This is a genomic window from Sinimarinibacterium flocculans, from assembly GCF_003201205.1.
GTDB classification, from domain to species: Bacteria; Pseudomonadota; Gammaproteobacteria; order Nevskiales; family Nevskiaceae; genus Solimonas; species Solimonas flocculans.
In genome coordinates this window covers 187,073-212,007 of sequence record NZ_QICN01000004.1, presented here as the reverse complement: position 1 = coordinate 212,007, position 24,935 = coordinate 187,073, and the positions used below count along the sequence as shown (strand labels likewise).

The following is a 24,935-nucleotide window of genomic DNA, read 5'->3' as shown; positions in this document are numbered from 1 at the left end:
CAATCGCCCCCGGCGAACACCGCGCCACGGATGGCGCGGCCGGGGTCCGGAGAAGTGGCCGCAGTTGCGCCATGGATGGCCTCGACACAACCCGGCATTGGTCCGGGCCGCGTTCGTCGCGGCCCTTTTTCGTTTGTGAGGGAACTGATTCATGGTCCGGCATTTCCTGAAGCTGTCCGATCTCGGCGCCGAAGAGGCACGCGCGGTGGTCGAGCGTGCAATGGCGCTGCGCGCGAAGCCCGCCCTGAACCGGCAGCAGTTCGCCGGCCGCACGCTGGCCATGATCTTCATGAAGAACTCGACGCGTACGCGTGTGAGTTTCGAGGCCGGCATGGCGAAGTTCGGCGGGCACGCGCTGTTCCTGCAGCCCGGCGCGACCCAGCTCGGTCGCGACGAGCCGATCTCCGACACGGCCAAGGTGCTCTCGCGCATGTGCGACGCGATCATGATCCGCAACGACTCGCAGGCGGATCAGGCGGAGCTGGCGGTGAATGCGCAGGTTCCGGTAATCAATGGCCTGTCGGAGCTGCACCATCCCTGCCAGCTGCTGGCGGACCTGCAGACCTGGTTCGAGCATCGCGGTGACCCGCGCGGCAAGGTCGCGGCCTGGATCGGCGACGGCAACAACGTCTGCCATTCGTGGATCGAGGCCGCCGGCATGTTCGGTTTCACGCTGCGCATCGCGGCGCCGGCCGGCTACGCGCCGGATGCGGCGCTCGTGGCCGCCGCCGGACGCCACGTGGAAGTCGTCGCCGACGCCCGCGCGGCGGTGGACGGCGCCGAGGTGGTCGTCACCGACACCTGGACCAGCATGGGCCAGGAAGCCGAGACGCAGAAGCGGCTCGCCGATTTCGCCGGCTACGAGGTCGACCGCGCGCTGATGGCACAGGCGCGCGCGGACGCGATCTTCATGCACTGCCTGCCGGCACATCGCGGCGAGGAAGTCAGCGCCGAGGTGATCGACGGTCCGCAGTCCGTCGTCTGGGACGAGGCCGAGAACCGCTTGTGGGCACAGATGGCCCTGCTCGAACATCTCTGGCAGCTCGGCTGAGCACGCCCATGCGCACCTTGCCGTCCTATGTCGACGACCTGGATGCCGTCGTCGCCCATGCACTAGCCGAGGACGCCGGCAGCGGCGACGTGACCGCGCGGCTGGTCGCCGACGGGACCCGGGCGCAGGCACGGGTGATCGCCCGCGAGGCCGCCGTGATCTGCGGCCGGCCGTGGGTGGACGCGGTGTTCCGGCGGATTGACCCGGACGTCGTGCTCGACTGGCAATGCGCCGAGGGTGAGCGCGTCGGCGCCGATCAGGTCGTCTACACGCTGCGCGGCCCGGCGCGCGCCCTGCTGACCGGCGAGCGCACGGCGCTGAACTTCCTGCAGACGCTGTCCGGCACCGCGACCGCAGTCGCCGCCTTCGCCGATGCCGTCGCCGGCACCTCCTGCCGCATCGCCGACACGCGCAAGACCCTTCCCGGCCTGCGCAATGCACAGAAGTACGCCGTGCTCTGCGGTGGCGGCGTCAACCATCGCATCGGCCTGTACGACGGCATCCTAATCAAGGAAAACCACGTGGCCGCAGCCGGCGGCATCGCCGCGGCCATCGCGCAGGCGCGGGCGCTGCAGGCCGGCGTGCCGCTGATGACCGAAGCCGAGACGCTCGACGAGGTCGACGCCGCCCTCGCCGCCGACGTCGATCTGCTGCTCGTCGACGACTTCGATCTCGACGCTCTGCGCGAGGCGGTCCGCCGCACGCATGCGCATCGCGACCGCGGCGGCCGCACGCTGCTCGAGTATTCCGGCGGCGCCAGTCTCGAGCGCGTCCGCGCGATCGCCGAAACCGGCGTCGACCGCATCTCGGTCGGCGCGATCACCAAGCACCTGCACGCGATCGACCTGTCGATGCGCTTCACCTGAGGCCGGCGCGGGACCTGCGCGACTCGCCGCGGCTCAAGGCCCGGCAAACAGCGCCTGACACAGGCGCGCCGTCTGCACCGCATCGCCGCTGGCCCGCCACAGCACCTCGCCGGCCGGTTCACCCGCACGCGCGAGGGCCTCGCGCTGCAGCACGCGCTGCACCTGCCGCGCCACGGCCGCCCCCGTATCGAGCAGCGCAACGTCCGCGCCCGCGACCTGCTGGATCAGCGGCCGCAGGAACGGATAGTGGGTGCAGCCCAGCACCAGCACGTCTGCCCCCTGCTCTCGCAGCGGCTGCACGTAGTGCTCGACCAGCGTGCGCGTCTGCGGCGTGTCCAGCGCGCCGCGCTCCACCTGCTCGACCAGGCCGGGACAGGGCTGGGTGATCACACGCACATCACGCGCATGGGTCGCGACGAGATGGTGGAATTTCTCGCCGGCCAGGGCAGCCCCGGTCGCCAGCACGCCGACGACGCCACTGCGCGTGGCCGCAGCGGCCGGCTTGACCGCCGGCTCCATGCCGACGAAGGGCACCGGATAGGTGGCCCGCAGATGTTCGACCGCGGCGATCGTGGCGGTATTGCAGGCGACGACGATGAGCTTGCAGCCCCGAGTCAGCAGCTCCTCGGTGATCGCGCAGGCCCGCGCGAGAATCGCGTCCCGCGGCTTGCCGCCGTAGGGGCAGTGCGCGCTGTCGGCGTAGTAGATCAAGGCCTCGCGCGGCAGCAGCGCGCGCAGTTCGCGCAGGACCGACACGCCGCCGACGCCCGAGTCGAAGACGCCGATGGGCGCGTCGTTGCTCATGCCGTCGCCTTGCGCCGCGCCGGCGGCGGGGCGTCGAAGAAACGTTCGACGACGGCGTTGAACGCCGCCGGTTGCTCCCCCGGCAACCCGTGGTGCGCGCCCTTGAACAGGTGCAGGCGTGCACGGGGCAGCGCGTGCGCGAACATTACCGTCTCGTCGTGACCGAAGTAGTCGTGCTCGGAGGCGGCCACGAGCACCGGCATCTGCAGCTCGTCGAGGCGTTCGATCACCGACCACGTCGACAGGGCCTGCAGGGCCGCAAGATAGTTGCGCCGCGAATTGCGCGCGCCGCGCGCGACCGCGCGGGCGCGCTGGGCCGCCTGCGCCGGATCGGGAAACGAGCGCCGCGCACCGATCTCCGCCAGACGCGCCGGACCGAGTACGGCCATCACCACGAGGCGGTAGAGGAATTCCAGGTGGTGACGCGGCGAACGCGGCCGGAAGCTCGGCACGCTGTTGGCGATCACCATCCGCTCGACCCGCTGCGGTTGCTCCAGCGCGAACTGCTGCGCGACGGCGCCGCCCATCGAGTGGCCGATCAGGCGACAGCGCGTCACCTTCATGGCGTCCAGGAAACCGGCGATGTCCGCGACGTGCGCGCGCACGCTCAGCGCGCCGCGACCACGCGCGCTGTCGCCGAATCCGCGCAGGTCCGGCGCGAGCACGCGGTAGCGCGCGGCGAAGTACGCCAGCTGATGCTCCCAGTCGAGGCTGCTGCCGCCGAGTCCGTGCACCAGCAGCAGCGGCGCGCCGCTACCCGCCTCGCGGTAGTACAGGTCGACGTCGCCGACTCGAACGCGCGGCATCGGCTCGCAGCCGGCGGCAGGAACGGGCCGGACGCGCGCTCAGCGCGCCGCCTGCCCCGAGACGCCGGGGGTGCAGAAGCAATGGGCGTAGAGCCCCCGCGGGTCGTTGAACGCGGTCAGCAGGTACTGGGCATCGACACGCGTACGCAGCCGCTCGATCCAGCCGAGCCAGCCCTGCGGCAGCGCTGCCCCGAAGGAGCCGGAGAACTGCGACAGCACCCGGGCGGTGAAGCTGCGCGGCGGCCGGCGCTCGTCGAGCGCATAGTCGTCCGCGGCGAGCCCGGCGAGGCCGGCCGCGGCATCGGCGGCATTGCGCAGCGAGCCGAACTGGTCGATCAGGCCCAGCTGCTTTGCATCCGCACCGCTCCACACGCGGCCCTGGGCGATGGCGTCGACGGCGTCGACGTCCAGCTCACGCGCACCGGCCACGCCCTCGATGAAATCGCGATAGACCTTCTCGACGCCGGACTGGATGATCGCGCGCGCATCGGCGCCGAGCGGCCGGTCGAGACGGAACGCGCCGGCCAGCGGCGTCGTGCCGACGCCGTCGGTGTGAATCCCCAGCTTGTCGAGCGTGCGGTCGAAGGTCGGCACCAGTCCGAAAACGCCGATCGAACCGGTGATCGTCGTCTCGTGCGCCCAGATCTCGTCGGCATCCATGGCCACCCAGTAGCCGCCGCTGGCCGCGACGCTCGACATCGACGCCACCACGGGCTTGCCAGCCGCCCGCAGGTTGCCGACGGCACGTCGGATCTGTTCGGCCGCCCAGACACTGCCGCCGGGCGAGTCGATGCGCAGGACGACGGCAGCGACCTCCTCGTCACGGCGCGCATCCTCGAGCAGCTCGAAGATGGTGTCGCCGCCGGCCTGCCCCACCTGCCCCGGCCCGTCGACGATCTCGCCCTGCACAACGACCAGGGCGACCTTGCTCGCACCGCCCGCCGACGGCGGTTCCGGCGCACGGCGCACGGCGCTGAGGTAGTCGAGGTAGTGGATCTGGCGGAAGCTGCCGTGGTCCTCGTCCACGCCGACCGTTTCGGCCATGCGCGCGCGAAACTCGGTCAGCGTCTCGATGCGCGTGACGAGGCCCTGATCCCGGGCGTAGGCCGCGGCATCGCCGCCCAGTTCCTCGAAACCGGCGCGCATGCCGCCGACATAGCGGTCCGCCGCTTCCGGCGGCAGGCCACGGCCGCTGGACACGACGTCGCGGTAGGCGCCCCACAGGTCGCCGAGCCACTCGCGGTTGGCTTCCCGCGCTTCTGCGGACATGTCGTTGCGGGTGAACGGCTCGACCGCCGACTTGAACGCGCCGACGCGGAATACATTCATCTGTATTCCAATCTTTTCAATGGCTTCAGCGAAATAGTTATTGTAGGCACTGAAGCCCTCGACATAGACCATGCCGTAGGGGTCGAGGCTGATCTCGTCGGCCTGCGCGGCCGCGTAGTAGTGCGCCTGGTCGTACCACGGCCCCCAGGCGACGATCTGCTTGCCGGCGGCCTGGAAAGCCGTCATCGCCGCCCGCAGCTCGTCGAGCTGCGCCAGGCCGGCGCCCCACAGGCCGTCGAGCTTGAGCACCGCGAATCGGATGCGCTCGTCGTTGCGCGCGACCTCGAGCGCCTCGATCAGGTCGTGCAGACTCGATTGCGACGGCATCTCGCCGCTGAAGCTCTCGACGATCTCCTGTCCCGGGTCGACGTCCACCTGCTCGACCAGGATGCCACTGGGCGCCAGCACCAGCGCCACATTGTCCTCGACCACCACCGGCGGCCCGCCGCTGAAGGCCAGCCACAGCAGGCCGAGCACGAGCACGACGACGGCGATCACCGTCAGGCGGTACAGCAGCACGACGGCGCCCCACAGCAGATCGAAGGCACGACGCAGCAGGGACTTTTGTTCGCTCATACGGCTCGGTCGGTTGGTTTGCAGGGGACGGCTCAGCGGCGCCTCATCACGACCGATCCGGCCGAGTAGCCGGCACCGAAGGCGCACAGCACACCGACGTCGCCGCTCGCGAGATCGTCATGGTACTTGTGGAACGCGATCACCGATCCGGCGGAACTGGTGTTGGCGTACTCGTCGAGAATCACCGGCGCCTCGTCGGTGCCCGGCTCGCGGCCGAGCACGCGCTTGGCGATGAGCTGGTTCATGCCCAGGTTCGCCTGGTGCAGCCAGAAGCGCCGCACCGCGCCGGCCTCGATGCCCAGGTCGTTCAGATGACCGAGCATCAGTTCGGCGGCGAGCGGCACCACCTCCTTGAACACCTTGCGGCCTTCCTGATGGAACAGCACGTCGTCCCAGCTGCGCTGCGGACGCTCACAGGCATTGAGGAAGCCGAAGTTGTTGCGGATGTTGTTGGAGAACTGCGTCTGCAGGCGCGTACCGAGCACTTCGAAGCCGTGACCGTCGCGCGCCCGCTCCGCCGGCTCGATCAGCATCGCCGTGGCCGCGTCGCCGAAGATGAAGTGGCAGTCGCGGTTGCGCCAGTTCAGGTGGCCGCTGCAGATCTCGGGGCTGACCACCAGCGCCGCGCGGGCGTTGCCCATGCGCACCGCATCGGCCGCTGCCTGCACGCCGAAGGCTGCCGAGGCGCAGGCGACGTTCATGTCGTAGGCATAGCCGCGCGCACCCAGGTAGTGCTGGATCTCGACCGCGATCGCCGGGTAGCCGCGCTGCATGTTCGAGCAGGCCACGACGACGAAGTCGACGTCCGCCGCCTCGCGCCCGGCGGCGGCCAGCGCCTGGCGGGCCGCATCGACGCCCATCTCGCACATCAGCGACGGTTCGTCGTCGCCGCGCAGGGCGATGCGCGGTCGCATCCAGTCGACGTCGAGCACGCCCTCGCGATCGACGACGTAACGCGCCTTGATGCCCGAGGCCTTGACGATGAACTCGCTGCTCGACGCCTGCAGCGGCGGCGTGCGCCCGGCCGCGATATCGGCGGCGTGCTCGCCGTTGTAGCGCTCGACGTAGGCGTTGTAGCAGGCCACCAGCTCGTCGTTCGAAACCGCTTGCGACGGCGTGTACAGGCCGGTGCCGGTGATGGCGACAGGAATCATGGGAGGCGATCGGAGAGGCCGGGGACGGAGTTTAGCGCAGCGCCCAGCCGGCACCGTCGACCGCCTTGCGCACCGCCTCGCGCATCGTGCGCTCGCGACGCACCGACAGATGCGAGCCCTGGTACCAGGTGACCGGCACCTGCCAGTGCTCGGCCAGCGCCAGCGGATGCTCGGGATGCACGATGCGATCGCCGGTCGCAGCGAAGATGTGGCGGCGCTCGACGGGCTGCAGCGGCGGCCGCGACAGCGGCGACACCGGTGCCAGCAGCCGGCGGTAGCGCGTCTCGTCCAGCCCGCGGGCGGCGAAGTAGCGCAGGTGCGCCGGCGACAAGGCCCGCCACAGGGCCGAGGCGAGATCGACCACGGGGATGCCGGCGATCACGAAGTCCAGGTCCGATTCGTAGCCGGAGAGCAGCGCCGTGTTGTAGCCGCCGAGCGAAAAGCCGAGCACGCCGACGCGCGCCTCCGGTTCGTGACGCCGCAGCCACGCCAGCGTGCGCCGCAGGTCCCAGAGGGTCTGCATCTCGGCGTGCAGCAGGTCGGTCAGGTCACCATCGAGGAACTGGTCGCCGGACTTGGCGCCGACGCTGCGCGGCCCGTGCAGCGGCAGCACCGGCTGGATCATGTTCAGGCCCATGCGCTGGTGCAGCCACTGCGGCGCGAACAGGCTCAGGTCCATCCAGGCCGGCCCCATGCGATAGCCGTGGATGCACAGCAGCCACGGCCGTGGCGGCCCGGGATGGCGCAGCAGGCGCACGTGGCAGTGCCGGTTGGCCTCGCCGCGCAGCCAGCGGTCGTCGCCCGGTAGCGGCGCCGGCGGCTGGAAGCCGGATTCGAACCGCAGGATCTCGTAGTCGATTCCCCACAGCCGCGCCCGTTCGACCTGCGTGTCTTCCGGCGCCTGCGGCGCCGGATGCAGGCGGCTCGGGTCCTCGTCCCAGCCGTGCTCGGCGATCGCGCTCTCCAGGCGCGCGGCATCCTCGCAGTTGCGCGCTGCCAGCGCGCCGCTGGGCAGCGACGCCGCGCCGACGAAGTAGCCGAGGACCAGTTCGTCGAGCGCGACCTTGGCGTCCATCCGCGTCGAACGTTCCGGCTCGGGCATGCCGTCGTACTGGGCCGCGCGCAACAGGCTCAGTCGCCCGGCCACGAGAAAGGTGCCGATCGACAGCAGCAACAGCCAGAACGCGTCGGCGAGGCCCGCAACCCACCACGCCAGCGGCGTCAGCAGCGCGCCGAGTGCGGCGCCCAGGGCCATCGGTCCGAGCGTGCGTGCATCGCCGGGCAACAGCAGCAGGGCGACGCCGCCTCCGATCAGCAGCAGCCCGGGCAGCAGCGCCAGCAGCAGCCAGAGCCCACCGGCATCGGCCAGCAGCCAGTACAGGCCGGTGGCGACCGGCAGCAGCGCCAGCCATTCGCGGGGCCGCGGCGGCGGCAGGTGCACGGTCGTCATGTCAGTCCCTCAGGACGTTCATCAGCGTGAAGGCGCCCAGCGCCAGCGCGCCGGCGCTGAGCAGCTGCGCGGGCCAGCGCCACGCCAGTGTCCGGCGCTGCGCCCAGAACGCCAGGCCGGTGATGGCGCTCAGCACCCAGAAGACGCCCGTCACCACGGCTACCGTCGGCCACTCGGCGCGCATCCGCGGCGAGACGTCCAGATAGACCGCGTAGATCAACGCAACGACGCCCAGCGTCACCGCGAAGGTGACACACAGCGCGAGCACCACGGCGTTGAAGATCTGCAGGCCCTTCATGCGCCGCGCCGCTTGGCGCCTGCGGCCGGCAACAGGTGACCGACGACCCGCGGACTCGACAGCCCGGCCTTGAACATCAGCCCGACGAAGGCCCGCAGGATGCGGTCGCGGTTCTGGAACACGGAATTCACCATCGGCAGCCGGCGGCCGTCGATCGGCGTGATGCGGTCCTCGGGCTCGCTGCCGAAGCGGAAGCTCACCGTCAGGTCCACTTCGAGCGGCTCCGCCTGCCGGCGCCGTGTGGCGGGGCGACGCGGCTTCGATTGCGCGGCCTTGCGTATCATGCGTCCGTTCCTGGTAGCGCCTGTCTCATGAATGCGTCCGCAGCCACTGGCGACCTCGTCTGCTTTGCCCACGGCAAGGAAAGCGGCCCCTGGGGCCTGAAGATCACGCGGCTCGCGGAGCTTGCACGGCGATCGGGCTTCGAGGTGATGAGCCCCGATTATAGACAGACGCAGGACCCCGACGAGCGCGTCGCGATGCTGCTGGCGTTGCGCCCGCGCGCCCGGCGCCTGGTGCTCGCCGGATCGAGCATGGGCGGCTACGTCTCGGCGATGGCCTGCGCGACGCTGCAGCCGCAGGCGCTGTTCCTGATGGCCCCGGCGCTCTACTTCCCCGGCTGGGACGCCGAACCGCAGGGCATCCCGCCGCTGAGCTGCATCGTCCACGGCTGGCACGACGACGTCGTTCCCCCCGAACGCAGCCTGCGCTTCGCCCAGCGCCATCGCGCCGAGCTGCACCTGATCGACGCCGAACACACGCTCAACGCGCGCATCGAGCTGATCGCCATGCTGTTCGCCGGCCTGCTGGATCGTGTGCGCGCCGACTGATGCGTGCCTCGCCCGCGCTCGAGCACGCCTATAGGTCGGCGCGCTACACGGTGAGCATCGGTCGCCGGCGACTCGACCTTGCGATCGGGCGTGTCGATGCCGAAGCGGACGAGGTGCTGCGACGCGCCGGCTGCCGCTCGCACTGGTGCTTGCTCACACCATGCAATCCGGGCTCGCGACGCTGGCCCGCCGCGCTCAACGCGCAGCGACTGCGACGGCTGCGCGAGCTGGTCCGCCATCGCGGCTGGCGGGCTTTGCCGGCGTCGAACAGCGCCGTCGACGGTCGCTGGCGGGAGCCGGGCCTGTGCCTGTTCGACGTCGCGCCGTCCGTGGTCCAGCAGTTCGCGCGCCGTTTCGGGCAGACCGCCTGGGTATTCGGCGCGCCCGGCGCGCCGCCGCGCCTGGTGTGGACCCGCGTGGCGCTCAGCCCTGCCGATCGAGATGTCCGAGATCGCGGCCCGGCGCAATCCGGTCGCGGACCAGCCGCTTGAGTGCCGGCAGCTCCGGGAAGCCACCGTCGCGCTTGCGGTCGGCGATGACCTCGCCATTCAGCTCGACGAGGAAAACCCCTGCACTTCGCTTGCTTAGCGCCACTTCTTCGAGCTCATCCTCAAACGTGGAGAGCAGCTCCTGCGCAAGCCATGCGGCCCTCAGCAGCCAGCGGCACTTCGGGCAGTAGCCGATGACGACGCGGTTCATCGCCGCTTTTCCGGCCACGGCTCGTACGCCCGGAACTCGGCCGGCATCCGTCGCGGGCGACCGCTGGCCATGTCCACGCAGACCCATTGCGTCGCTCCGCGCAGCACGGTCTTGCCGTCCCCCTCTCGCACGATCTGGTAGCGACGCCACATCGACAGGCGAAAGTCGTTCTCGTGCACCCAGGTCGCCAGCCACAGGCGGTCGCCACCGAAGGTCGGCGCCAAGTAGTCGAGCTCGTGACGACGCGCGACGCAGCCGGCGCCGATGCGCTCGTAGGCCTCGAAATCGAGGCCCAGGCTGACCGAGTGGCTCCACGCCACCCGCTCCAGCCAGGCGAGGTAGACCACGTTGTTGGTATGACCGAAACGGTCGAGGTGCTCGGCGCCGACCGTGACCGCATCCAGGTGCGGACGCTCGACGTCCCAGTCGAAGGCGCGCGCGGCATCGTCAGGCGTCATGGGCAGTCATCGGGCTTGCGTGGAAGTCCGCAGCTTAGCGAATCCCGTTGCACCGACATTGCGAGCGGCCGGCGGCGGCGCGTAGAATTCATATCGTACTGAATCGGTCTTCTTTGATGCTCAAGCTCAGCAAACTTGCCGACTACGCCACGGTGCTGATGACGCTCGTCGCCCGCGAGCCGCAGCGCCTGCACAGCGGCCTGGAACTCGCCGAGCGCAGCCGCCTGCCGGCGCCCACCGTCGCCAAGCTGCTGAAGTCGCTGGCACGCGGCGGCCTGCTGCAGTCCCTGCGCGGCGCCCATGGCGGCTACCGCCTCGCGCGCGCGCCGGAGCACATCAGCGTCGCCGACATCATCGCCGCGCTGGAAGGACCGATCGGCGTCACCGAGTGCGCCACCCACCCCGGCGGCTGCACGCTGGAATCCGGCTGCAGCACGCGCGCGAACTGGCGCCTGATCAACGTCGCGATCCGCCAGGCCCTGGAAGCCGTGAGCCTGGCGCAGATGGCGGCCCCGCCGCCTGCCGCGCGCGACGGCGAGTTCCCGCTGACCTTCCACCGGCCGCAAGCGCTGGCCTCCCCGCAGAACCCCGCATAAGCCATGTCGACGAACACGCAGGACATCGAGGCGCTGGTCCGCAACCGTCCGTACAGCGCCGGCTTCATCACCGAGATCGACGCCGAGACGCTCCCCCCCGGCCTCAACGAGGACGTCATCCGCGCACTGTCGGCGCGCAAGAACGAGCCGCAGTGGATGCTCGACTTCCGCCTCAAGGCCTACCGCCGCTGGCTGACGATGCGCGAGCCGACGTGGGCGCACGTGCACTACCCGAAGATCGACTACCAGGGCATTTCGTACTACTCGGCGCCGAAGTCGATGAAGGACCGGCCGAAGTCGCTCGACGAGGTCGACCCCAAGCTGCTGGAGACCTATACCAAGCTCGGCATCCCGCTCAAGGAGCAGGAGATGCTGGCCGGCGTGGCCGTCGACGTGGTGTTCGACTCGGTTTCGGTCGGCACGACGTTCAAGAAGAAGCTCGCCGAGGCCGGCGTGATCTTCTGCTCGATCAGCGAGGCCGTGCAGGAACATCCCGAGCTGGTGCGCAAGTATCTGGGCACCGTCGTACCGTTCGGCGACAACTTCTACGCGGCGCTCAACTCCGCGGTGTTCACCGACGGCTCCTTCGTCTACATCCCCAGGGGCGTGCGCTGCCCGATGGAGCTGTCGACCTACTTCCGCATCAACGAGCGCAACACGGGTCAGTTCGAGCGCACGCTGATCGTCGCCGAGGAAGGCAGCCACGTCTCCTACCTCGAGGGCTGCACCGCCCCGCAGCGCGACGAGAACCAGCTGCACGCCGCGGTCGTCGAGCTGGTCGCGCTCGACGACGCGCAGATCAAGTACTCGACGGTGCAGAACTGGTATCCGGGCGACGAGCAGGGCCGCGGCGGCATCTACAACTTCGTCACCAAGCGCGGCGATTGCCGCGGCGCGCGCAGCAAGATCTCGTGGACGCAGGTGGAAACCGGCTCGGCCGTCACCTGGAAGTACCCGAGTTGCATCCTGCGCGGCGACGACTCGGTCGGCGAGTTCTACTCGGTGGCGCTGACCCATCATCACCAGCAGGCCGATACCGGCACCAAGATGATCCACGTCGGCAGGAACACGCGCTCGACGATCGTCTCCAAGGGCATCTCCGCCGGCCGCGGCCAGCAGTCCTATCGCGGTCTGGTGCGCGTGCTCGAATCCGCGGAGAACGCGCGCAACTACACGCAGTGCGACTCGCTGCTGATCGGCGACCAGTGCGGCGCCCATACCTTTCCGTACACGGAAATCCGCAATCCGACGGCCATCCTCGAACACGAGGCGACGACGTCGAAGATCAGCGACGACCAGCTGTTCTACGCCCGCTCGCGCGGCATCGGCGAAGAGGACGCCGTCTCGATGATCGTGAACGGCTTCTGCAAGCAGGTGTTCAAGGAACTGCCGATGGAGTTTGCCGTCGAGGCGCAGAAGCTGCTGCAGATCTCGCTCGAGGGCGCCGTCGGATGAGCCGCGGCCGTCGCCGGTCGCCCGCAACGGCGATCGTCGATGGCAGACCCACGGGTCCGGGTCGCAAGCCGGACCGCGGACGCGAGTTCACGCCACCGACGGCGTTGCGACACCAATAAGCTAGCCAACCGAGTCAGCCATGCTTGAAATCAACAACCTCCATGCCCGCGTCGGCGAGACCGACATTCTCAAGGGCCTGGACCTCACGGTGAATGCCGGCGAAGTCCACGCCGTCATGGGGCCGAACGGCTCCGGCAAATCCACCCTGTCGAAGATTCTCGCCGGCAGCGAGGACTACACCGTCACCGAAGGCCGCGTGCGGCTGCTCGGACAGGACCTGCTCGACATGTCCCCCGAACAGCGGGCCGCCGCCGGCGTCTTTCTCGGTTTCCAGTACCCGGTCGAGATTCCCGGCGTCAGCAACATGGTGTTTCTGAAGTCGGCCCTCAACGCCCAGCGCAAGACGCGCGGCGAGCCGGAGCTCGAGGCGGGCGACTTCCTGGCCTGGGTCCGGCACCGCGTCAAGCAGATGAAGATGGACCCGGCGATGCTGTCGCGCGGCGTCAACGAGGGCTTCTCGGGCGGCGAGAAGAAGCGCAACGAGATCCTGCAGATGCTCGTGCTCGAACCCAGGCTGATGGTCCTCGACGAAACCGACTCCGGGCTCGACATCGACGCGCTGAAGATCGTCGCGGAAGGCATCAACGCGCTGCGTTCGCCCGAGCGCGCGACGCTGCTGGTCACCCACTACCAGCGGCTGCTGGACTACGTGCAGCCGGACAAGGTGCACGTGCTGAGCGGCGGACGCATCATCAAATCCGGAGGCCCCGAGCTCGCGCACGAGCTGGAAGAAAAGGGCTACGGCTGGCTCTCGGAACAGCGGGCGGCCTGATGCTCAACCGCGACGCCTACGAATCGGCCTTCGCCCGGTTCTCCGAGACGCTGCCGGCCGCGACGATCGCGCCGCGCCGCGCCGCGTTGCAGCGCTTCCTCGACACCGGCCTGCCCGGCAAGGGACTGGAGGCCTGGAAGTACACCGACCTGAGCCCGCTCGGCGCCGAAGCGGTGGCCGCGCCGAGCGTCCGCGGCCGGCCCGAGACGCCGCTGCCGCAATTCCCGGGCATGCACACGCGCTGCTGGGTCAACGGCCGTGCGCCGGATGTCGATGCGCAAGCCGGTCCCGTCGAGACGCCCTCGGGCGAGCACGCGCACGACGGTCTGGCTAATCTCAATGCGGCGTTCGCGCTGCCCGGAATCGACCTGCTCCTCGACGACGGCGCCAGCCTCGACGCGCCATTGCACGCGCTGTTCGTGACCGAGCCGCAGGGCGACGGCGAGATGGTGCATCTGCGACATCGCATCGTGCTCGGCGAAGGCGCGAGCGCCACCGTGGTCGTGCACGAACTCGGGCGCGGAGACGCGCCGCGCTGGAGCACGCACCTGCTCGATATCGAGCTGGCGCGCGGCGCGCGGCTGCGACTCGTCCGCCTTCAGGACGAGAGTGCCGGCACGCGCGGCTGGTTCGAGGCGCGCGCTGCCGTCCACGGCGACGCGTCGCTCGACATGACCCAGGTCGATCTCGGCGGTGGCATCGTCCGCAATGACTGGCGCCCGCGCCTGCTGGGGCCCGGCGCCGACGTGGTGTTGCGCGGCCTGATGGCGCCGGTCGGACGCACCCATGTCGACAGCCAGTTCCTCACCGAACACGCCGCCGCGCATGGGCGCAGCCGCCAGTGGTTCAGGGGCCTGGCGTGGGACCGTGCGCAGGGTATCTTCAACGGCAAGGTCGTCGTGCGTCCCGGCGCACAGAAGACCGACTCGGAACAGCGCATCGCCAACCTGCTGCTGTCGCCGCGCGCGCGCATCAACGCCAAGCCCGAACTCGAGATCTACGCCGACGACGTCAAGTGTGCGCATGGCGCGACCTTCGGCCGGCTCGACCCTGCGGCCCTGTTCTACCTGCGCTCGCGCGGGGTCGACGAGGCCACGGCGCGAGCGCTGCTGATCCACGGCTTCGCCGAGGCGGTGCTCCAGCACCTGGAGCCTGCCGAGTTGCGCAAGGCCGTCGTCGCGCGCCTGCTCGAACGCATCGGCAACGAGATCGACCCGGAGGTGCTGGCATGACGGCACCGGCAGCCTCGACGACATCCCCCGGCTTCGACAGCGCACGCGTGCGCGCCGATTTCCCGATTCTCGGCGAGATCATCCACGGCAAGCGCCTGGCCTATCTCGACAATGCGGCGACGACGCAGAAGCCGGAAGCCGTGCTGCGCGCGCTCGACGACTACTACCGCCATCGCAACGCCAACGTGCACCGGGCCGTGCACGAACTCGCCGCTCGGGCGACGGCCGCCTACGAGGCGGCGCGCGACCGCATCGCCGCGTGGATGAACGCCGACCGCGAAGAGATCGTGTTCACGCGCGGCACGACCGACGCGATCAACCTGGTCGCGCGCAGCTATCTCGCGCCGCGACTGAAGGCCGCCGACGAGGTGCTGCTGACGACGATGGAGCATCACTCCAACATCGTGCCGTGGCAGCTCGCCGGCGCGAAGACCGTGGCGGCACCGGTCCGCGACGACGGCTCGCTCGACCTCGATGCCTGGCGCGCGATGCTCGGTCCGCGCACGCGGCTGGTCGCCGTCGTTCACGTCTCCAACTCGCTGGGCACGGTCAATCCGGTCGCGGAGATGATCGAGGCCGCGCATGCGCGCGGCATTCCGGTGCTGGTCGACGGCGCCCAGGCGCTGGCGCACGTGCCGCTGGACATGCGGGCGCTTGGCGCCGACTTCTACACCGCTTCGGCGCACAAGTTCTACGGACCTACCGGCTTCGGCTTCCTGTACGCCCGCCGCGAGCTGCTGGAAGGCATGGCCCCGCGCGACGGCGGCGGCGACATGATCGAGACGGTCGCCTTCGACGGCAGCACCTGGAACGAGGTGCCGTACAAGTTCGAGGCCGGCACGCCGGACATCGCCGGCGCCATCGGCGCCGCCGCCGCACTCGACTACCTGGCTGGCGTCGGTCTCGAAGCCGTGGCCGCACACGAACATGCGCTGCTGGAGTACGCGACGGCGCGCATGCCTACCGTTCCCGGACTGCGTCTGATCGGCACGGCGCCCGACAAGGGCGGCATCCTGTCGTTCGTGATGGCGCAGGCGCATGCCCACGACATCGGCAGCATCCTCGATCAGGCCGGCGTCGCGATCCGCACCGGCCACCACTGCACGATGCCGTTGATGAGACGCTTCGACGTTCCGGCGACGGCGCGCGCGTCGATCGCGATGTACAACGACCGCGAGGACATCGACCAGCTCGTCGATGCGCTGAAGACCGTGGCACGACTCTTCGACTGACCGCCGGTCCGCAGGCCGCAACCGTTCATACCCACATCCTTGGCGGTCACGACCGCCGGGGCCGCCGTCGACGGCGTCGGTCGGCCGCGTCGCAAAATCGACGCACGCCGTGGTTAGGCTGGATGGCATCGAAGTTGCTGTTGCCATCCCATGACATCAGACGTATTCCCCCCGGCCGCTCGCGCGGCGGTCACCGGCCTGCGCAGGCTCGTGACGCTCGGTCTGCTGCTCGTCGTGACGGGCTGCACCGAGAGCGGCGGCACCGATCCGGCGGCGAGCGCCGACGCCAAGCTTCGCGGCCTCGACGTCGAGCTCGTCGATGCCAGTCCGGCTGCGCCCGCCCTCGTGAACGGCACCTGCGTCATCTTCGCGCCGCGCCTGAACGCCGTGGAGTTGCTGCTGTACTGGCTCGATCCGGCGATCTCGGCAATGACCCATATCGGCGCATCGATGCAGCAATGCCTGTCCGGCGAGGCCGAGCCCTACGTGACGAGCTGGAAAGCCTTCTTCGGCCAGACGGTGTGGATCGACAACGACGGCGACTGCCCCACCGGCGTGTCCTGCTACTGGCCCGGTTCGGCGGTGATCATGCTCGACCAGGCGACCATCACCGAGCGCGAGCGCCCGGACGACTTCATCGCCTCGCTGCTGGGCCACGAGCTGTATCACGCCGTCGCCGGCTACTACCACCCCTGACGCGCCGATCGCTTTTCAGGCCGGTTCGAGTGCCACGATGCGCAGGTCCAGGCGCTCGCTGCCCTGCCAGCGGTTGACGGCCAGCGAATAGGCGATCCGGACCGCCGACCCTCGGCGTGCCAGGCGCTCCACTCCGTTGAAGTCGATCGCGTCGTGCACCGTTCCGGCATGGCGCAGGCGGTACTTGATGTGCGCACCGTCGGCGCCTACCGGGCGCGCGTCGAGCACGTCGAAACAGCCCTCGAACAGCGGCTCCGGACATCCCTGCCCCCATGGCCCCGACGTCTCGAGCATGCGCGCCGTCTCCAGCGTCAGTTCGTCCGTCGCCAGCTCGCCGTCGGTTTCCAGGCAGTGTTCGAGTGCGGCGGCGTCCAGCGTTCCACGGCACTGCGCGTCGAACGCGCTACGGAAGGCGTCGAGTGCCCCCGGCCTGAGACTGAGCCCCGCGGCCATCGCGTGACCGCCGAAGCGCTCGATCAGGCCCGGCGCACCGGCGTCGATGGCGGCGAGCACATCCCGCAGATGCAGACCGGGAATCGAGCGCCCCGAACCCTTGAGCAGCTCGCCTTCCTGAGCGGGGGCGAACGCGATCACCGGCCGATGGCGCTGCTGCTTCACCCGGCCGGCAACGATGCCGACGACGCCCTCATGCCAATCCTCGCGGAACAGGCAGATGCCCACGGCCTCGTCGTCGACCAGCAGCGCAGCCGCGTCCTCGCGCATCTGCGCCTCGATATCGCGGCGGCTGCGGTTGTACTGGTCCAGCTCGCGCGCGAGCCGCAGGGCCTGCCCGGCATCCTCCGCGAGCAGGCACTCGATGCCGGTGCGGATATCGTCGAGGCGACCCGCCGCGTTGATGCGCGGGCCGAGCACGAAGCCGAGATCTTGTGCCGTGAGCCAGGTCGGCTCGCGCCCCGCAACCTGCAGCAGCGCGAGCAGCCCCGGTCGCGCGTGGCCGGCGCGCAGCCGGCGCAGACCGTGTTCCACGAGAATGCGGTTGTTGCGGTCCAGACGCACGACATCGGCCACCGTGCCCACCGCGACGAGATCTAGCAGGCTCGAAAGTCTCGGACCGCCGTCGTCGCCGAATCGTCCGCGCGCGCGCAGCTCCGCGCGCAGGGCCAGCAGCACGTAGAACATGACGCCGACGCCGGCCAGATGCCTGGACGCGAACCGGCAGCCGGCCTGGTTCGGATTGACGATGACGTCGGCGGACGGCAGCTCGGCCCCGGGCAGATGGTGGTCGGTCACGATCACGCGCAGGCCATGCGCCTGTGCCCGGGCGACGCCGGCGACGCTGCTGATGCCGCTGTCGACGGTCACCAGCAGCCGTGCGCCGGTGGCCGCGGCGGCATCGGCCAGCGCCGGCGACAGGCCGTAGCCCATGCGAAAGCGATCCGGTACGACGTAGTGCACCTGCGCCGCACCCAGCGCGCGCAGACCGAGCACCGCGAGTGCCGTACCGGTGGCGCCGTCGGCATCGTAGTCGCCGCTGATGACGATGGGCGCGCCGGCCTCGAGGGCATCGGCGAGCAGCACCGCCGCTTCGGCTGCGCCCGTCAGCGAGTCCGGCGGCAGCAAGCCGGCAACGTCCAGACTCAGCGAGTCCTCACCGATGCCGCGCGCCGCGAATATCCGGCGCAAGACCGGCGGCAGCGTCGCCGGCAACAGCTCCGGGTTGCCCGGTGGCCGGCGGCGCAGTCTCGGCGTCACTTCATGTGCGCGAGCAGGGCCTGCTCGACGGCGCCGCGCTCTGCCGGCACGCGGATCAGCCCCTGCAGGCCATCCTTCATGACGATGTCCGGGTCCTTCAGCCCGTTGCCGGTGAGGGTGCAGACCACCGTGCTGCCGGCGGCGATGCGGCCGCTGCGGATGTCGCGCAGCGCGCCGCACAGCGACGCGGCGGACGCCGGCTCGCAGAACACGCCCTCGGTCGCCGCGAGCTGCTTCTGCGTGGCGAGAATCTCGGCGTCGCTGCATTCGTCGAACCAGCCGCCGGACGCCTTCTGCGCCGCCCAGGCCAGCTCCCAGGACTGCGGATGCCCGATGCGGATCGCCGTGGCCACCGTCTCCGGCTCGGCGACGGGGGCCCCGCGCAGGAACGGCGCGGCGCCGGCGGCCTGATAGCCCGCCATCACCGGCCGGCGATCGACGAGTGCCGTCGTCTCGTAAGCCGGCGGCGTGCCGAAGGCGGCGGATGCATCGGAGTGCCCGCCGCTCATTTCGCTGTAGCCCATCCAGTAGGCCGAGATGTTGCCGGCGTTGCCGACCGGCAGGCAGTGATAGTCCGGCGCGCGACCAAGCGCCTCGACGATCTCGAAGGCCGCGGTCTTCTGCCCCTGCAGGCGGTAGGGGTTGATCGAATTGACGATGGCCACCGGCGTCGTTTCGCCGATCTGCTTGACCAGGCGCATGCCGTCGTCGAAGTTGCCCTGGATCTGGATCACGACGGCGCCGTGGACCACCGCCTGCGCCAGCTTGCCCAGCGCGATTTTGCCGTCAGGAATCAGCACGAACGCGGTGATGCCGGCACGCACCGCATACGCCGCCGCGGCCGCCGAGGTGTTGCCGGTCGAGGCGCAGATGACCGCGCGGGCACCCTCGTGCACGGCCTGCGTGACCGCGACGGTCATGCCGCGGTCCTTGAACGAGCCGGTGGGGTTGAGCCCCTCGAACTTGACGTACAGCTCGCCTTCGAAACCGATCTGTCGCGGAATGTGCTCCAGCCGGATCAGCGGCGTGCGGCCCTCGCCCAGCGAGATCGCACGGGCATCCGGCGCCAGCGGCAGCCGGGAACGGTAGGCATCGATGAGGCCGGTATAGCGGGTCATGGGCATGCGATCAGTCGAACTTCTCCACGCGCAGGCGCATCGCGCCCGAGCGCACGAACGGCAGCTTCTGCATCTCCTCCAGCGCATCGCCGAAGCGATGCTCGGCGATCACCGAGGTGATCAGCGCGATCGTCGCATCTTCGCCGCCGCGCGGCTCGCGCTGCAGGATCGCCTCGACGCTGATCTCGTGCGCCGCGAGGATGGCGGTGATCTGCGACAGCACGCCCGGCTCGTCGGCCACGCGCAGGCGCAGGTAGAACGCGCTCTGCGCGTCCCGGATCGAGATGACCGGCAGTGGTCGCAGCGCGTCCGGCTGGAAGGCCAGCGCCGGAACCGAGTGGCGCGCTTCCGCCGACAGGGCGCGGGCGATATCGAGGATGTCGGCGACGACCGCCGACGCCGTCGCATCGCCGCCGGCACCGCGACCGTAGAAGCCGACCTCGCCGACCGCATTGCCGTGCACGACGACGGCATTGAGCACACCGTCGACCTTCGCCAGCAGCGTGTCGTCGGGAATCAGTGTCGGGTGCACGCGCAGCTCGACGCCGTCGCCGCCGCGCTTGGCGATGCCGAGCAGCTTGATGCGGTAACCGAAGACCTGGGCGATCTCGATGTCCTGCGGCGTGACGGCCGTGATGCCCTCGATGGCGATGTCGTCGAAGGCCAGGGGCATGCCGAAGGCCAGCGCAGCGAGGATCGCCAGCTTGTGCGCGGCGTCCACGCCTTCGACGTCGAAGGTCGGGTCGGCCTCGGCGTAGCCCAGGCGTTGGGCATCGGCCAGGGCGTCGGTGAAGGACTGCCCGCGCAGGGCCATCTGCGTGAGGATGTAGTTGCAGGTGCCGTTGATGATGCCGGCGATGCCATCGATCACGTTGCCGGCCAGGCCCTCGCGGATCGCCTTGATGATCGGGATGCCGCCGGCGACGGCGGCCTCGAAACCGATCACGCCGTCGGCGTCCGCGGCGGCGGCGAAGATCTCGTTGCCGGCCTCGGCCAGCAGCGCCTTGTTGGCGGTCACCAGCGGCTTGCCGCGCGCGATCGCCGCCAGCGTCAGTTCGCGTGCAACGCCGGTCCCACCGATCAGCTCGACGACGATGTCGACGTCGGCTTCGCGCACCAGCCGGCCGGCGTCGTCCCACATCTGCACGCCGTCCAGGTTGCAGTCGCGCGCACGACCCGGCGTACGCGTGGCGGCGTCGGTGACGACCACCGGCCGGCCGACGCGGCGCGTGATCTCCGCGGCGTTGTTCTTCAGCAGACGGACGACGCCCTGCCCGACCGTGCCCAGGCCGATGACGCCGATTCGTACGGGAGCGCTCATGCTTGAATCCGTTTCCTGTGTCAGTGGCCGCGTTCCGTCATCCGGCTCGCGCTTTCCAGACCCCGGGAAGCCGCAGGCGGCCGGCCGGAACCGCCGTTCAGGCGTTCTTGAGCATCCGCTTGATGCCGCGGATGGCCTGGCGCGTACGATGCTCGTTCTCGATCAGCGCGAAGCGGACGTGGCTGTCGCCGTACTCGCCGAAGCCGACGCCCGGCGAGACGGCGACCTTGGCCTCGTCGAGCAGGCGCTTGGAGAACTCCAGGGAGCCGAGATGCCGGTACGCCTCGGGAATCTCGGCCCAGACGAACATCGTCGCCTTGGGCTTGTCGACCTTCCAGCCGGCGGCGTTGAGGCCCTCGCACAGCACGTCGCGGCGCGACCGGTACATGTCGCGAATCTCGCCGACGCAGTCCTGCGGTCCCTCGAGTGCCGTGATCGCGGCCACCTGGATCGGCGTGAACATGCCGTAGTCCAGGTAGGACTTGATGCGCGCCAGCGCCCCGACCAGCGTCGGGTTGCCGGCCATGAAGCCGACGCGCCAGCCCGGCATGTTGTACGACTTCGACAGCGTGAAGAACTCGACCGCGACATCCTTGGCGCCCGGAACCTGCAGCACCGAAGGGGCCTTGTAGCCGTCGAAGACGATGTCCGCATAGGCCAGATCGTGGATCAGCCAGATGCCGTGCTCGCGGCACAGCGCGACGGCCTTCTCGAAGAATCCGATGTCGATGCACTGCGTCGTCGGATTTCCCGGGAAGTTGAGGATCAGCATCTTCGGCGCGGGCCAGGTCTCCTTGATCGCGCGCTGCAGTTCCTCGAAGAAATCGACGTCCGGCGTCAGGCGCACGTGGCGCACGTCCGCGCCGGCAAGCACGACGCCGTAGGGATGGATCGGATACGCGGGGTTGGGCACCAGCACGACGTCGCCGGCCGCCAGGGTCGCGAACGCCAGATGCGCCAGCCCTTCCTTGGAGCCGATCGTCGCGATCACCTCGGACTCGGGGTCGAGATCGACCGCATAGCGCTGCTTGTACCATCGCGCCATCGCGCGCCGCAGTCGCGGCACGCCCTTGGACACCGAGTAGCGATGCGTGTGCACCGCATCCTCGTCGGCGTGCTCGGGCTTGATGTATTCCGACTCGGTTCCGCGGACGGCCGCCTCGACCAGCTTGTCGACGATGTGCCGCGGCGCCGGCTGGTCCGGGTTGCCCATGCCGAAGTCGATGATGTCCTCGCCGCGGGCTCGTGCAGCCTTCTTCAGATCGCCGACGATGTTGAAGACATAGGGCGGCAGGCGCTGGATGCGCGGAAAATCCGTTTGGACGGCAGGGATCTGAACGACGGGGGTGTTCACGGCAGTTCCGGGAGGGAGCCGACAGCGGCGGGCGGACGCAAAAGGGCCGGTATTATTCCCGCGCGGCCCCGGACTTGCAAAGCAAAGGCGCGCTTGCGCGCAGGGCCGTCAGCCGCCGTTCGCCGACACCGTGTGGGCCGGCAGCAGGTTGGCCGGATTCACCGGCTTGCCGCTGCGGCGGATCTCGAAGTGCAGCATCGGCCGGTTCTCCGGGCCGCGTCCCATCGTCGCGATGGGCTGCCCGGCGGTGACGACGTCGCCTTCCTTCACATGGCGGCGCGCGTTGTAGCCGTAGGCCGACAGGAACAGCTCGTCGTGCTTGATGATGATCAGCTCGCCGTAGCCCTTGAGCGCGTTACCGCTGTACACCACGCGCCCCGGTGCCGCCGCGAGGATCGGCTGACCGTCGTTTCCGGCCAGATCCAGTCCGCGGTTGCCGTCCTTGCCGAAGCCGCGAAGCACCGTGCCGGCCGTCGGCCAGCTCCAGGCGTAGCCGCCGACCGCCGTCTGCGGCGGCTCTTCCGGCGCCGGCGGCACCCGCGGCGCGGGACTGCCCGGCTGGATCGCACGCGGCTTGCCGATCGCGACGTCGTCCATCCCGACCGATTCGATCTCGCCGGTGACGTAGCGCTCGCGCGCCACCTCGGTGCCCGGCGCCGGCTTGAGCCGCAGCACCTGCCCGGGGAAAATCAGGTAGTCGGAGCCGACCCCGTTCCAGCGCGCGAGCTGGCGATAGTCGAGCTGGTGGCGAAAGGCGATCGAGTACATCGTGTCGCCGCTCACGACCATGTAGTCGTCGGCGCCGACCTCGCGCTCGGGCACGACGACGGTGCGTTCCTCGTCCCAGGTCGACCAGCCGGCGCAACCGCCGACCAACAGCGCACAGGCGAGCGAGGCGCCGCGAATCAACGGACGGTTTGCCATGCGAGCAATCCTACCGCGAGCAGTACCAGCACCGTCCAGCCGATCGCATCGACGTAGCGTCGCAGGGTCGGCTCGATGCGCGGTCCGGCGATGCGGATCAGGCCGGCGACCAGCAGGAAGCGTCCGCCGCGCCCGACCAGCGAACCGACCACGAACGGCAGCAACCCCATCTGCGCCGCTCCCGCGGAGATCGTGAAGATCTTGTACGGAACCGGCGTGAAGCCGGCGACGAACACCGCCCAGAAGCCGTAGCGCTCGAACCAGGCGCCGACCTTCACGTAGGCCGGCAGATAGCCCAGACGCTCGATCAGCGGCAGCGCCGCGTCGAGCAGGAAATGGCCGATCGCGTAGCCGAGCAGGCCACCGAGCACCGAGGCCGCGGTCGTCAGCAGCGCCAGGAACGCCCAATCGCGTGGCCGTGCCAGCGTCATCGGCGCCAGCATCACGTCCGGCGGGATCGGGAAGAACGAGGACTCCGCCGCGCTCACCGCACCCAGGTACCAGTTGGCGTGACGGTGCCGCGAGGCCCGCATCATCCAGTCGTACAGGCGGCCGAAAGGACCCATCAATGCTTGCCCGGCAGCAACGGCACGAAGCTGACGCGGCCCAGGTCCTGCTCGCGGACGCCGGCGCCGCGCCGGTCGATCTGGCGCAGGCTCTGCGCGCCCTGCGGACCGACCGGGATCACCAGACGCCCGCTGGGCGAGAGCTGGCTGATCAGTGCCGGCGGCACGGTCTCGGTCCCCGCGGTGACGACGATGCCGTCGTACGGCGCATACGGCAGCCAGCCGTTGATACCGTCGGCGTAGCCGAAGTGCACGTTGCGGTAGTGCAGCCCGGCCAGCCGCCGCCGTGCGAGTTCGGACAGCGGCTTGATGCGCTCGACGGTGAAGACCGTCGGCACCAGTTCGGCGAGGATCGCGGTCTGGTAGCCGCTGCCGGTGCCGATCTCGAGCACCCGTTGCGGCTTGCGACCGCGCAGCAGCGCCATCGTCATCATCGCCACCACCAGCGGCTGCGAGATCGTCTGCGCGTGACCGATGGGCAGCGCGTTGTTCTCGTAGGCACGGTTCTTCAGCGCGTCGTCGACGAACTCGTGGCGCGGCACCCGGGCGACCGCGGCGAGCACGCGCTCGTCGGTGACGCCCTGGCTGCGCAGCTCGTCGACCAGGCGCTGCTGGCCGCTGCTGGGCGTCGCCGACGAAGCGCTCAGCCCACGGGGAGAACGCGGCACGTTCACAGGGCCTGCGCCCATTCGCCGAGCTGCTCCAGCGTGGCATGGCGGGTCAGGTCGACCAGCAGCGGGGTGATGGCGACGCGGTGCCGCGTGATGGCGTGGAAATCGGTGCCCGGCCCGCAGTCCGCCTCCGAACCGGCGGCGCCGATCCAGTAGATCTGACGACCGCGCGGATCGCTGGATTCGAACACCTTCTCCGCACGATGGCGGTTGCCCAGGCGCGTGACCTCGAAACCCTGCAGCTCGTCCCAGGGCACGTCGGGCACGTTGACATTGAGGATGGTGTCGCCGGCCAGCGGCGCGACCTGCAGCCGCTCGACCAGCCGCAGGGCGACGCGGGCCGCGGTGTCGTAGTGCCGCGGCGTGATCGACACGTTCGATACGGCGATCGCCGAGTAGCCGAGATGACGGCCTTCCATCGCCGCCGCGACCGTCCCCGAATAGAGCGTGTCGTCGCCGAGGTTGGCGCCGGCATTGATGCCGGACACGACCATGTCCGGCTGTTCGTCGAGCAGGCCCGACAGCGCCAGATGGACACAGTCGGTCGGCGTGCCGTCGACGCACATCGTGCCGTCGGCATGGTGCTGCACGCGCAGTGGGTGCATCAGCGTCAGCGAATTGCTGGCGCCGCTGCGATTGCGGTCGGGGGCCACGACGGTGACGGTGTGCTCCTGGCGCAGCGTGTCCCGCAGGCACAGCAAGCCCGGCGCCATACAGCCGTCGTCGTTCGAGAGAAGGATTTTCATGAGGGCGAATCGGTTGGTGTAAGTTTACCAGTCCCGATGCCCGTCAGCCCGGACTCGCCTCCGGGATCAGGCCATCCGCACCCGGGATGGCGCCGCCC

General features: G+C 69.8%; 27 protein-coding genes. 10 read left to right on the top strand and 17 right to left on the bottom strand.

Annotated elements, in window-relative coordinates; genetic code table 11:
* Positions 1-151 precede the first annotated feature (151 nt).
* Positions 152-1,051 (top strand): ornithine carbamoyltransferase, encoded by a 900-nt coding sequence (argF, locus tag C8D93_RS09685; RefSeq protein WP_110264980.1) that lies wholly within the window; start codon positions 152-154, stop codon positions 1,049-1,051.
* A gap of 8 nt (positions 1,052-1,059) precedes the next feature.
* Entirely contained in the window at positions 1,060-1,917 is an 858-nt protein-coding gene (nadC, locus tag C8D93_RS09680) for a carboxylating nicotinate-nucleotide diphosphorylase (protein ID WP_110264979.1), read from the top strand.
* A gap of 33 nt (positions 1,918-1,950) precedes the next feature.
* Here nadC and murI read toward each other — a convergent pair whose 3' ends face one another.
* From murI to C8D93_RS09645, 7 genes are read right to left on the bottom strand one after another with little or no spacing between them, the layout of a single operon-like run.
* Positions 1,951-2,721 carry a glutamate racemase gene (murI, locus tag C8D93_RS09675; protein WP_110264978.1) on the bottom strand — a complete coding sequence of 257 codons (771 nt, stop codon included), beginning with the start codon at positions 2,719-2,721 and terminating at the stop codon, positions 1,951-1,953.
* Entirely contained in the window at positions 2,718-3,527 is an 810-nt protein-coding gene (locus tag C8D93_RS09670) for an alpha/beta fold hydrolase (RefSeq protein WP_110264977.1), read from the bottom strand. Before C8D93_RS09670 ends, murI begins: the two co-directional genes overlap by 4 nt.
* 39 nt (positions 3,528-3,566) lie before the next feature.
* Positions 3,567-5,432, bottom strand: a complete 1,866-nt coding sequence (sppA, locus tag C8D93_RS09665; RefSeq protein ID WP_110264976.1) for a signal peptide peptidase SppA — start codon at positions 5,430-5,432, stop codon at positions 3,567-3,569.
* A gap of 32 nt (positions 5,433-5,464) precedes the next feature.
* Positions 5,465-6,586 carry a beta-ketoacyl-ACP synthase III gene (locus C8D93_RS09660; protein ID WP_110264975.1) on the bottom strand — a complete coding sequence of 374 codons (1,122 nt, stop codon included), beginning with the start codon at positions 6,584-6,586 and terminating at the stop codon, positions 5,465-5,467.
* Between the two features lie 31 nt (positions 6,587-6,617).
* On the bottom strand, positions 6,618-8,036 hold the full coding sequence (locus C8D93_RS09655; protein WP_245903871.1) for an alpha/beta hydrolase family protein: 1,419 nt from the start codon (positions 8,034-8,036) through the stop codon (positions 6,618-6,620).
* A gap of 1 nt (position 8,037) precedes the next feature.
* On the bottom strand, positions 8,038-8,334 hold the full coding sequence (locus tag C8D93_RS09650; RefSeq protein ID WP_110264974.1) for a hypothetical protein: 297 nt from the start codon (positions 8,332-8,334) through the stop codon (positions 8,038-8,040).
* Positions 8,331-8,618 carry a hypothetical protein gene (locus tag C8D93_RS09645; protein ID WP_110264973.1) on the bottom strand — a complete coding sequence of 96 codons (288 nt, stop codon included), beginning with the start codon at positions 8,616-8,618 and terminating at the stop codon, positions 8,331-8,333. Before C8D93_RS09645 ends, C8D93_RS09650 begins: the two co-directional genes overlap by 4 nt.
* Positions 8,619-8,645: 27 nt before the next feature.
* On the opposite strand from C8D93_RS09645, the gene C8D93_RS09640 reads away from it, so the two are divergent.
* Both C8D93_RS09640 and C8D93_RS09635 read left to right on the top strand, forming a co-directional pair.
* Positions 8,646-9,164 (top strand): alpha/beta hydrolase, encoded by a 519-nt coding sequence (locus C8D93_RS09640; RefSeq protein ID WP_110264972.1) that lies wholly within the window; start codon positions 8,646-8,648, stop codon positions 9,162-9,164.
* Positions 9,164-9,655, top strand: coding sequence for a DUF3293 domain-containing protein (locus tag C8D93_RS09635; RefSeq protein WP_110264971.1), 492 nt, complete (start codon positions 9,164-9,166; stop codon positions 9,653-9,655). Before C8D93_RS09640 ends, C8D93_RS09635 begins: the two co-directional genes overlap by 1 nt.
* On the opposite strand, the gene C8D93_RS09630 is transcribed toward C8D93_RS09635, so the two are convergent.
* Both C8D93_RS09630 and C8D93_RS09625 read right to left on the bottom strand, forming a co-directional pair.
* On the bottom strand, positions 9,588-9,863 hold the full coding sequence (locus C8D93_RS09630) for an Rdx family protein (RefSeq protein WP_211307283.1): 276 nt from the start codon (positions 9,861-9,863) through the stop codon (positions 9,588-9,590). The two genes, C8D93_RS09635 and C8D93_RS09630, sit on opposite strands and share 68 nt — an antisense overlap.
* Positions 9,860-10,321: an acyl-CoA thioesterase gene (locus C8D93_RS09625; RefSeq protein WP_110264969.1), complete on the bottom strand. Its 462-nt coding sequence runs from the start codon at positions 10,319-10,321 to the stop codon at positions 9,860-9,862. Before C8D93_RS09625 ends, C8D93_RS09630 begins: the two co-directional genes overlap by 4 nt.
* Before the next feature lie 116 nt (positions 10,322-10,437).
* Here C8D93_RS09625 and C8D93_RS09620 point away from each other — a divergent pair, with 116 nt between their 5' ends.
* The 6 genes from C8D93_RS09620 to C8D93_RS09595 all read left to right on the top strand — a co-directional run bounded on the left by C8D93_RS09620 (position 10,438) and on the right by C8D93_RS09595 (position 16,424).
* The gene (locus tag C8D93_RS09620) at positions 10,438-10,917 is read left to right on the top strand and encodes an SUF system Fe-S cluster assembly regulator (protein ID WP_110264968.1); all 480 of its coding nucleotides are present in this window, start codon (positions 10,438-10,440) and stop codon (positions 10,915-10,917) included.
* A gap of 3 nt (positions 10,918-10,920) precedes the next feature.
* The gene (gene sufB / locus C8D93_RS09615; protein ID WP_110264967.1) at positions 10,921-12,372 is read left to right on the top strand and encodes a Fe-S cluster assembly protein SufB; all 1,452 of its coding nucleotides are present in this window, start codon (positions 10,921-10,923) and stop codon (positions 12,370-12,372) included.
* Between the two features lie 139 nt (positions 12,373-12,511).
* Positions 12,512-13,264 carry a Fe-S cluster assembly ATPase SufC gene (sufC, locus tag C8D93_RS09610; RefSeq protein ID WP_110264966.1) on the top strand — a complete coding sequence of 251 codons (753 nt, stop codon included), beginning with the start codon at positions 12,512-12,514 and terminating at the stop codon, positions 13,262-13,264.
* Entirely contained in the window at positions 13,264-14,496 is a 1,233-nt protein-coding gene (sufD, locus tag C8D93_RS09605; protein WP_110264965.1) for a Fe-S cluster assembly protein SufD, read from the top strand. The genes sufC and sufD overlap by 1 nt, the downstream gene beginning before the upstream one ends.
* Positions 14,493-15,728: a SufS family cysteine desulfurase gene (locus tag C8D93_RS09600; RefSeq protein ID WP_110264964.1), complete on the top strand. Its 1,236-nt coding sequence runs from the start codon at positions 14,493-14,495 to the stop codon at positions 15,726-15,728. Before sufD ends, C8D93_RS09600 begins: the two co-directional genes overlap by 4 nt.
* Before the next feature lie 150 nt (positions 15,729-15,878).
* Positions 15,879-16,424, top strand: a complete 546-nt coding sequence (locus C8D93_RS09595; RefSeq protein WP_146216561.1) for a hypothetical protein — start codon at positions 15,879-15,881, stop codon at positions 16,422-16,424.
* A 15-nt stretch (positions 16,425-16,439) separates the two neighbouring features.
* Here the strand turns inward: C8D93_RS09595 and recJ are convergent, their stop codons facing one another.
* From recJ to surE, 8 genes are all read right to left on the bottom strand, one after another.
* Entirely contained in the window at positions 16,440-18,137 is a 1,698-nt protein-coding gene (gene recJ, locus C8D93_RS09590) for a single-stranded-DNA-specific exonuclease RecJ (protein ID WP_110264962.1), read from the bottom strand.
* The gene (thrC, locus tag C8D93_RS09585) at positions 18,134-19,261 is read right to left on the bottom strand and encodes a threonine synthase (RefSeq protein ID WP_110264961.1); all 1,128 of its coding nucleotides are present in this window, start codon (positions 19,259-19,261) and stop codon (positions 18,134-18,136) included. The genes recJ and thrC overlap by 4 nt, the downstream gene beginning before the upstream one ends.
* A gap of 4 nt (positions 19,262-19,265) precedes the next feature.
* Positions 19,266-20,576 (bottom strand): homoserine dehydrogenase, encoded by a 1,311-nt coding sequence (locus tag C8D93_RS09580; RefSeq protein ID WP_110264960.1) that lies wholly within the window; start codon positions 20,574-20,576, stop codon positions 19,266-19,268.
* A gap of 97 nt (positions 20,577-20,673) precedes the next feature.
* Positions 20,674-21,909, bottom strand: coding sequence for an alanine transaminase (gene alaC / locus C8D93_RS09575; RefSeq protein WP_110265115.1), 1,236 nt, complete (start codon positions 21,907-21,909; stop codon positions 20,674-20,676).
* Positions 21,910-22,038: 129 nt separating this feature from the next.
* Complete coding sequence (locus C8D93_RS09570; protein WP_110264959.1) at positions 22,039-22,854, bottom strand: peptidoglycan DD-metalloendopeptidase family protein; 816 nt, start codon at positions 22,852-22,854, stop codon at positions 22,039-22,041.
* Positions 22,836-23,420, bottom strand: coding sequence for a YqaA family protein (locus tag C8D93_RS09565; RefSeq protein ID WP_110264958.1), 585 nt, complete (start codon positions 23,418-23,420; stop codon positions 22,836-22,838). Before C8D93_RS09565 ends, C8D93_RS09570 begins: the two co-directional genes overlap by 19 nt.
* Positions 23,420-24,109, bottom strand: a complete 690-nt coding sequence (locus tag C8D93_RS09560; RefSeq protein ID WP_110264957.1) for a protein-L-isoaspartate(D-aspartate) O-methyltransferase — start codon at positions 24,107-24,109, stop codon at positions 23,420-23,422. The genes C8D93_RS09565 and C8D93_RS09560 overlap by 1 nt, the downstream gene beginning before the upstream one ends.
* The gene (gene surE / locus C8D93_RS09555; protein ID WP_110264956.1) at positions 24,091-24,837 is read right to left on the bottom strand and encodes a 5'/3'-nucleotidase SurE; all 747 of its coding nucleotides are present in this window, start codon (positions 24,835-24,837) and stop codon (positions 24,091-24,093) included. The genes C8D93_RS09560 and surE overlap by 19 nt, the downstream gene beginning before the upstream one ends.
* Positions 24,838-24,935 lie beyond the last annotated feature (98 nt).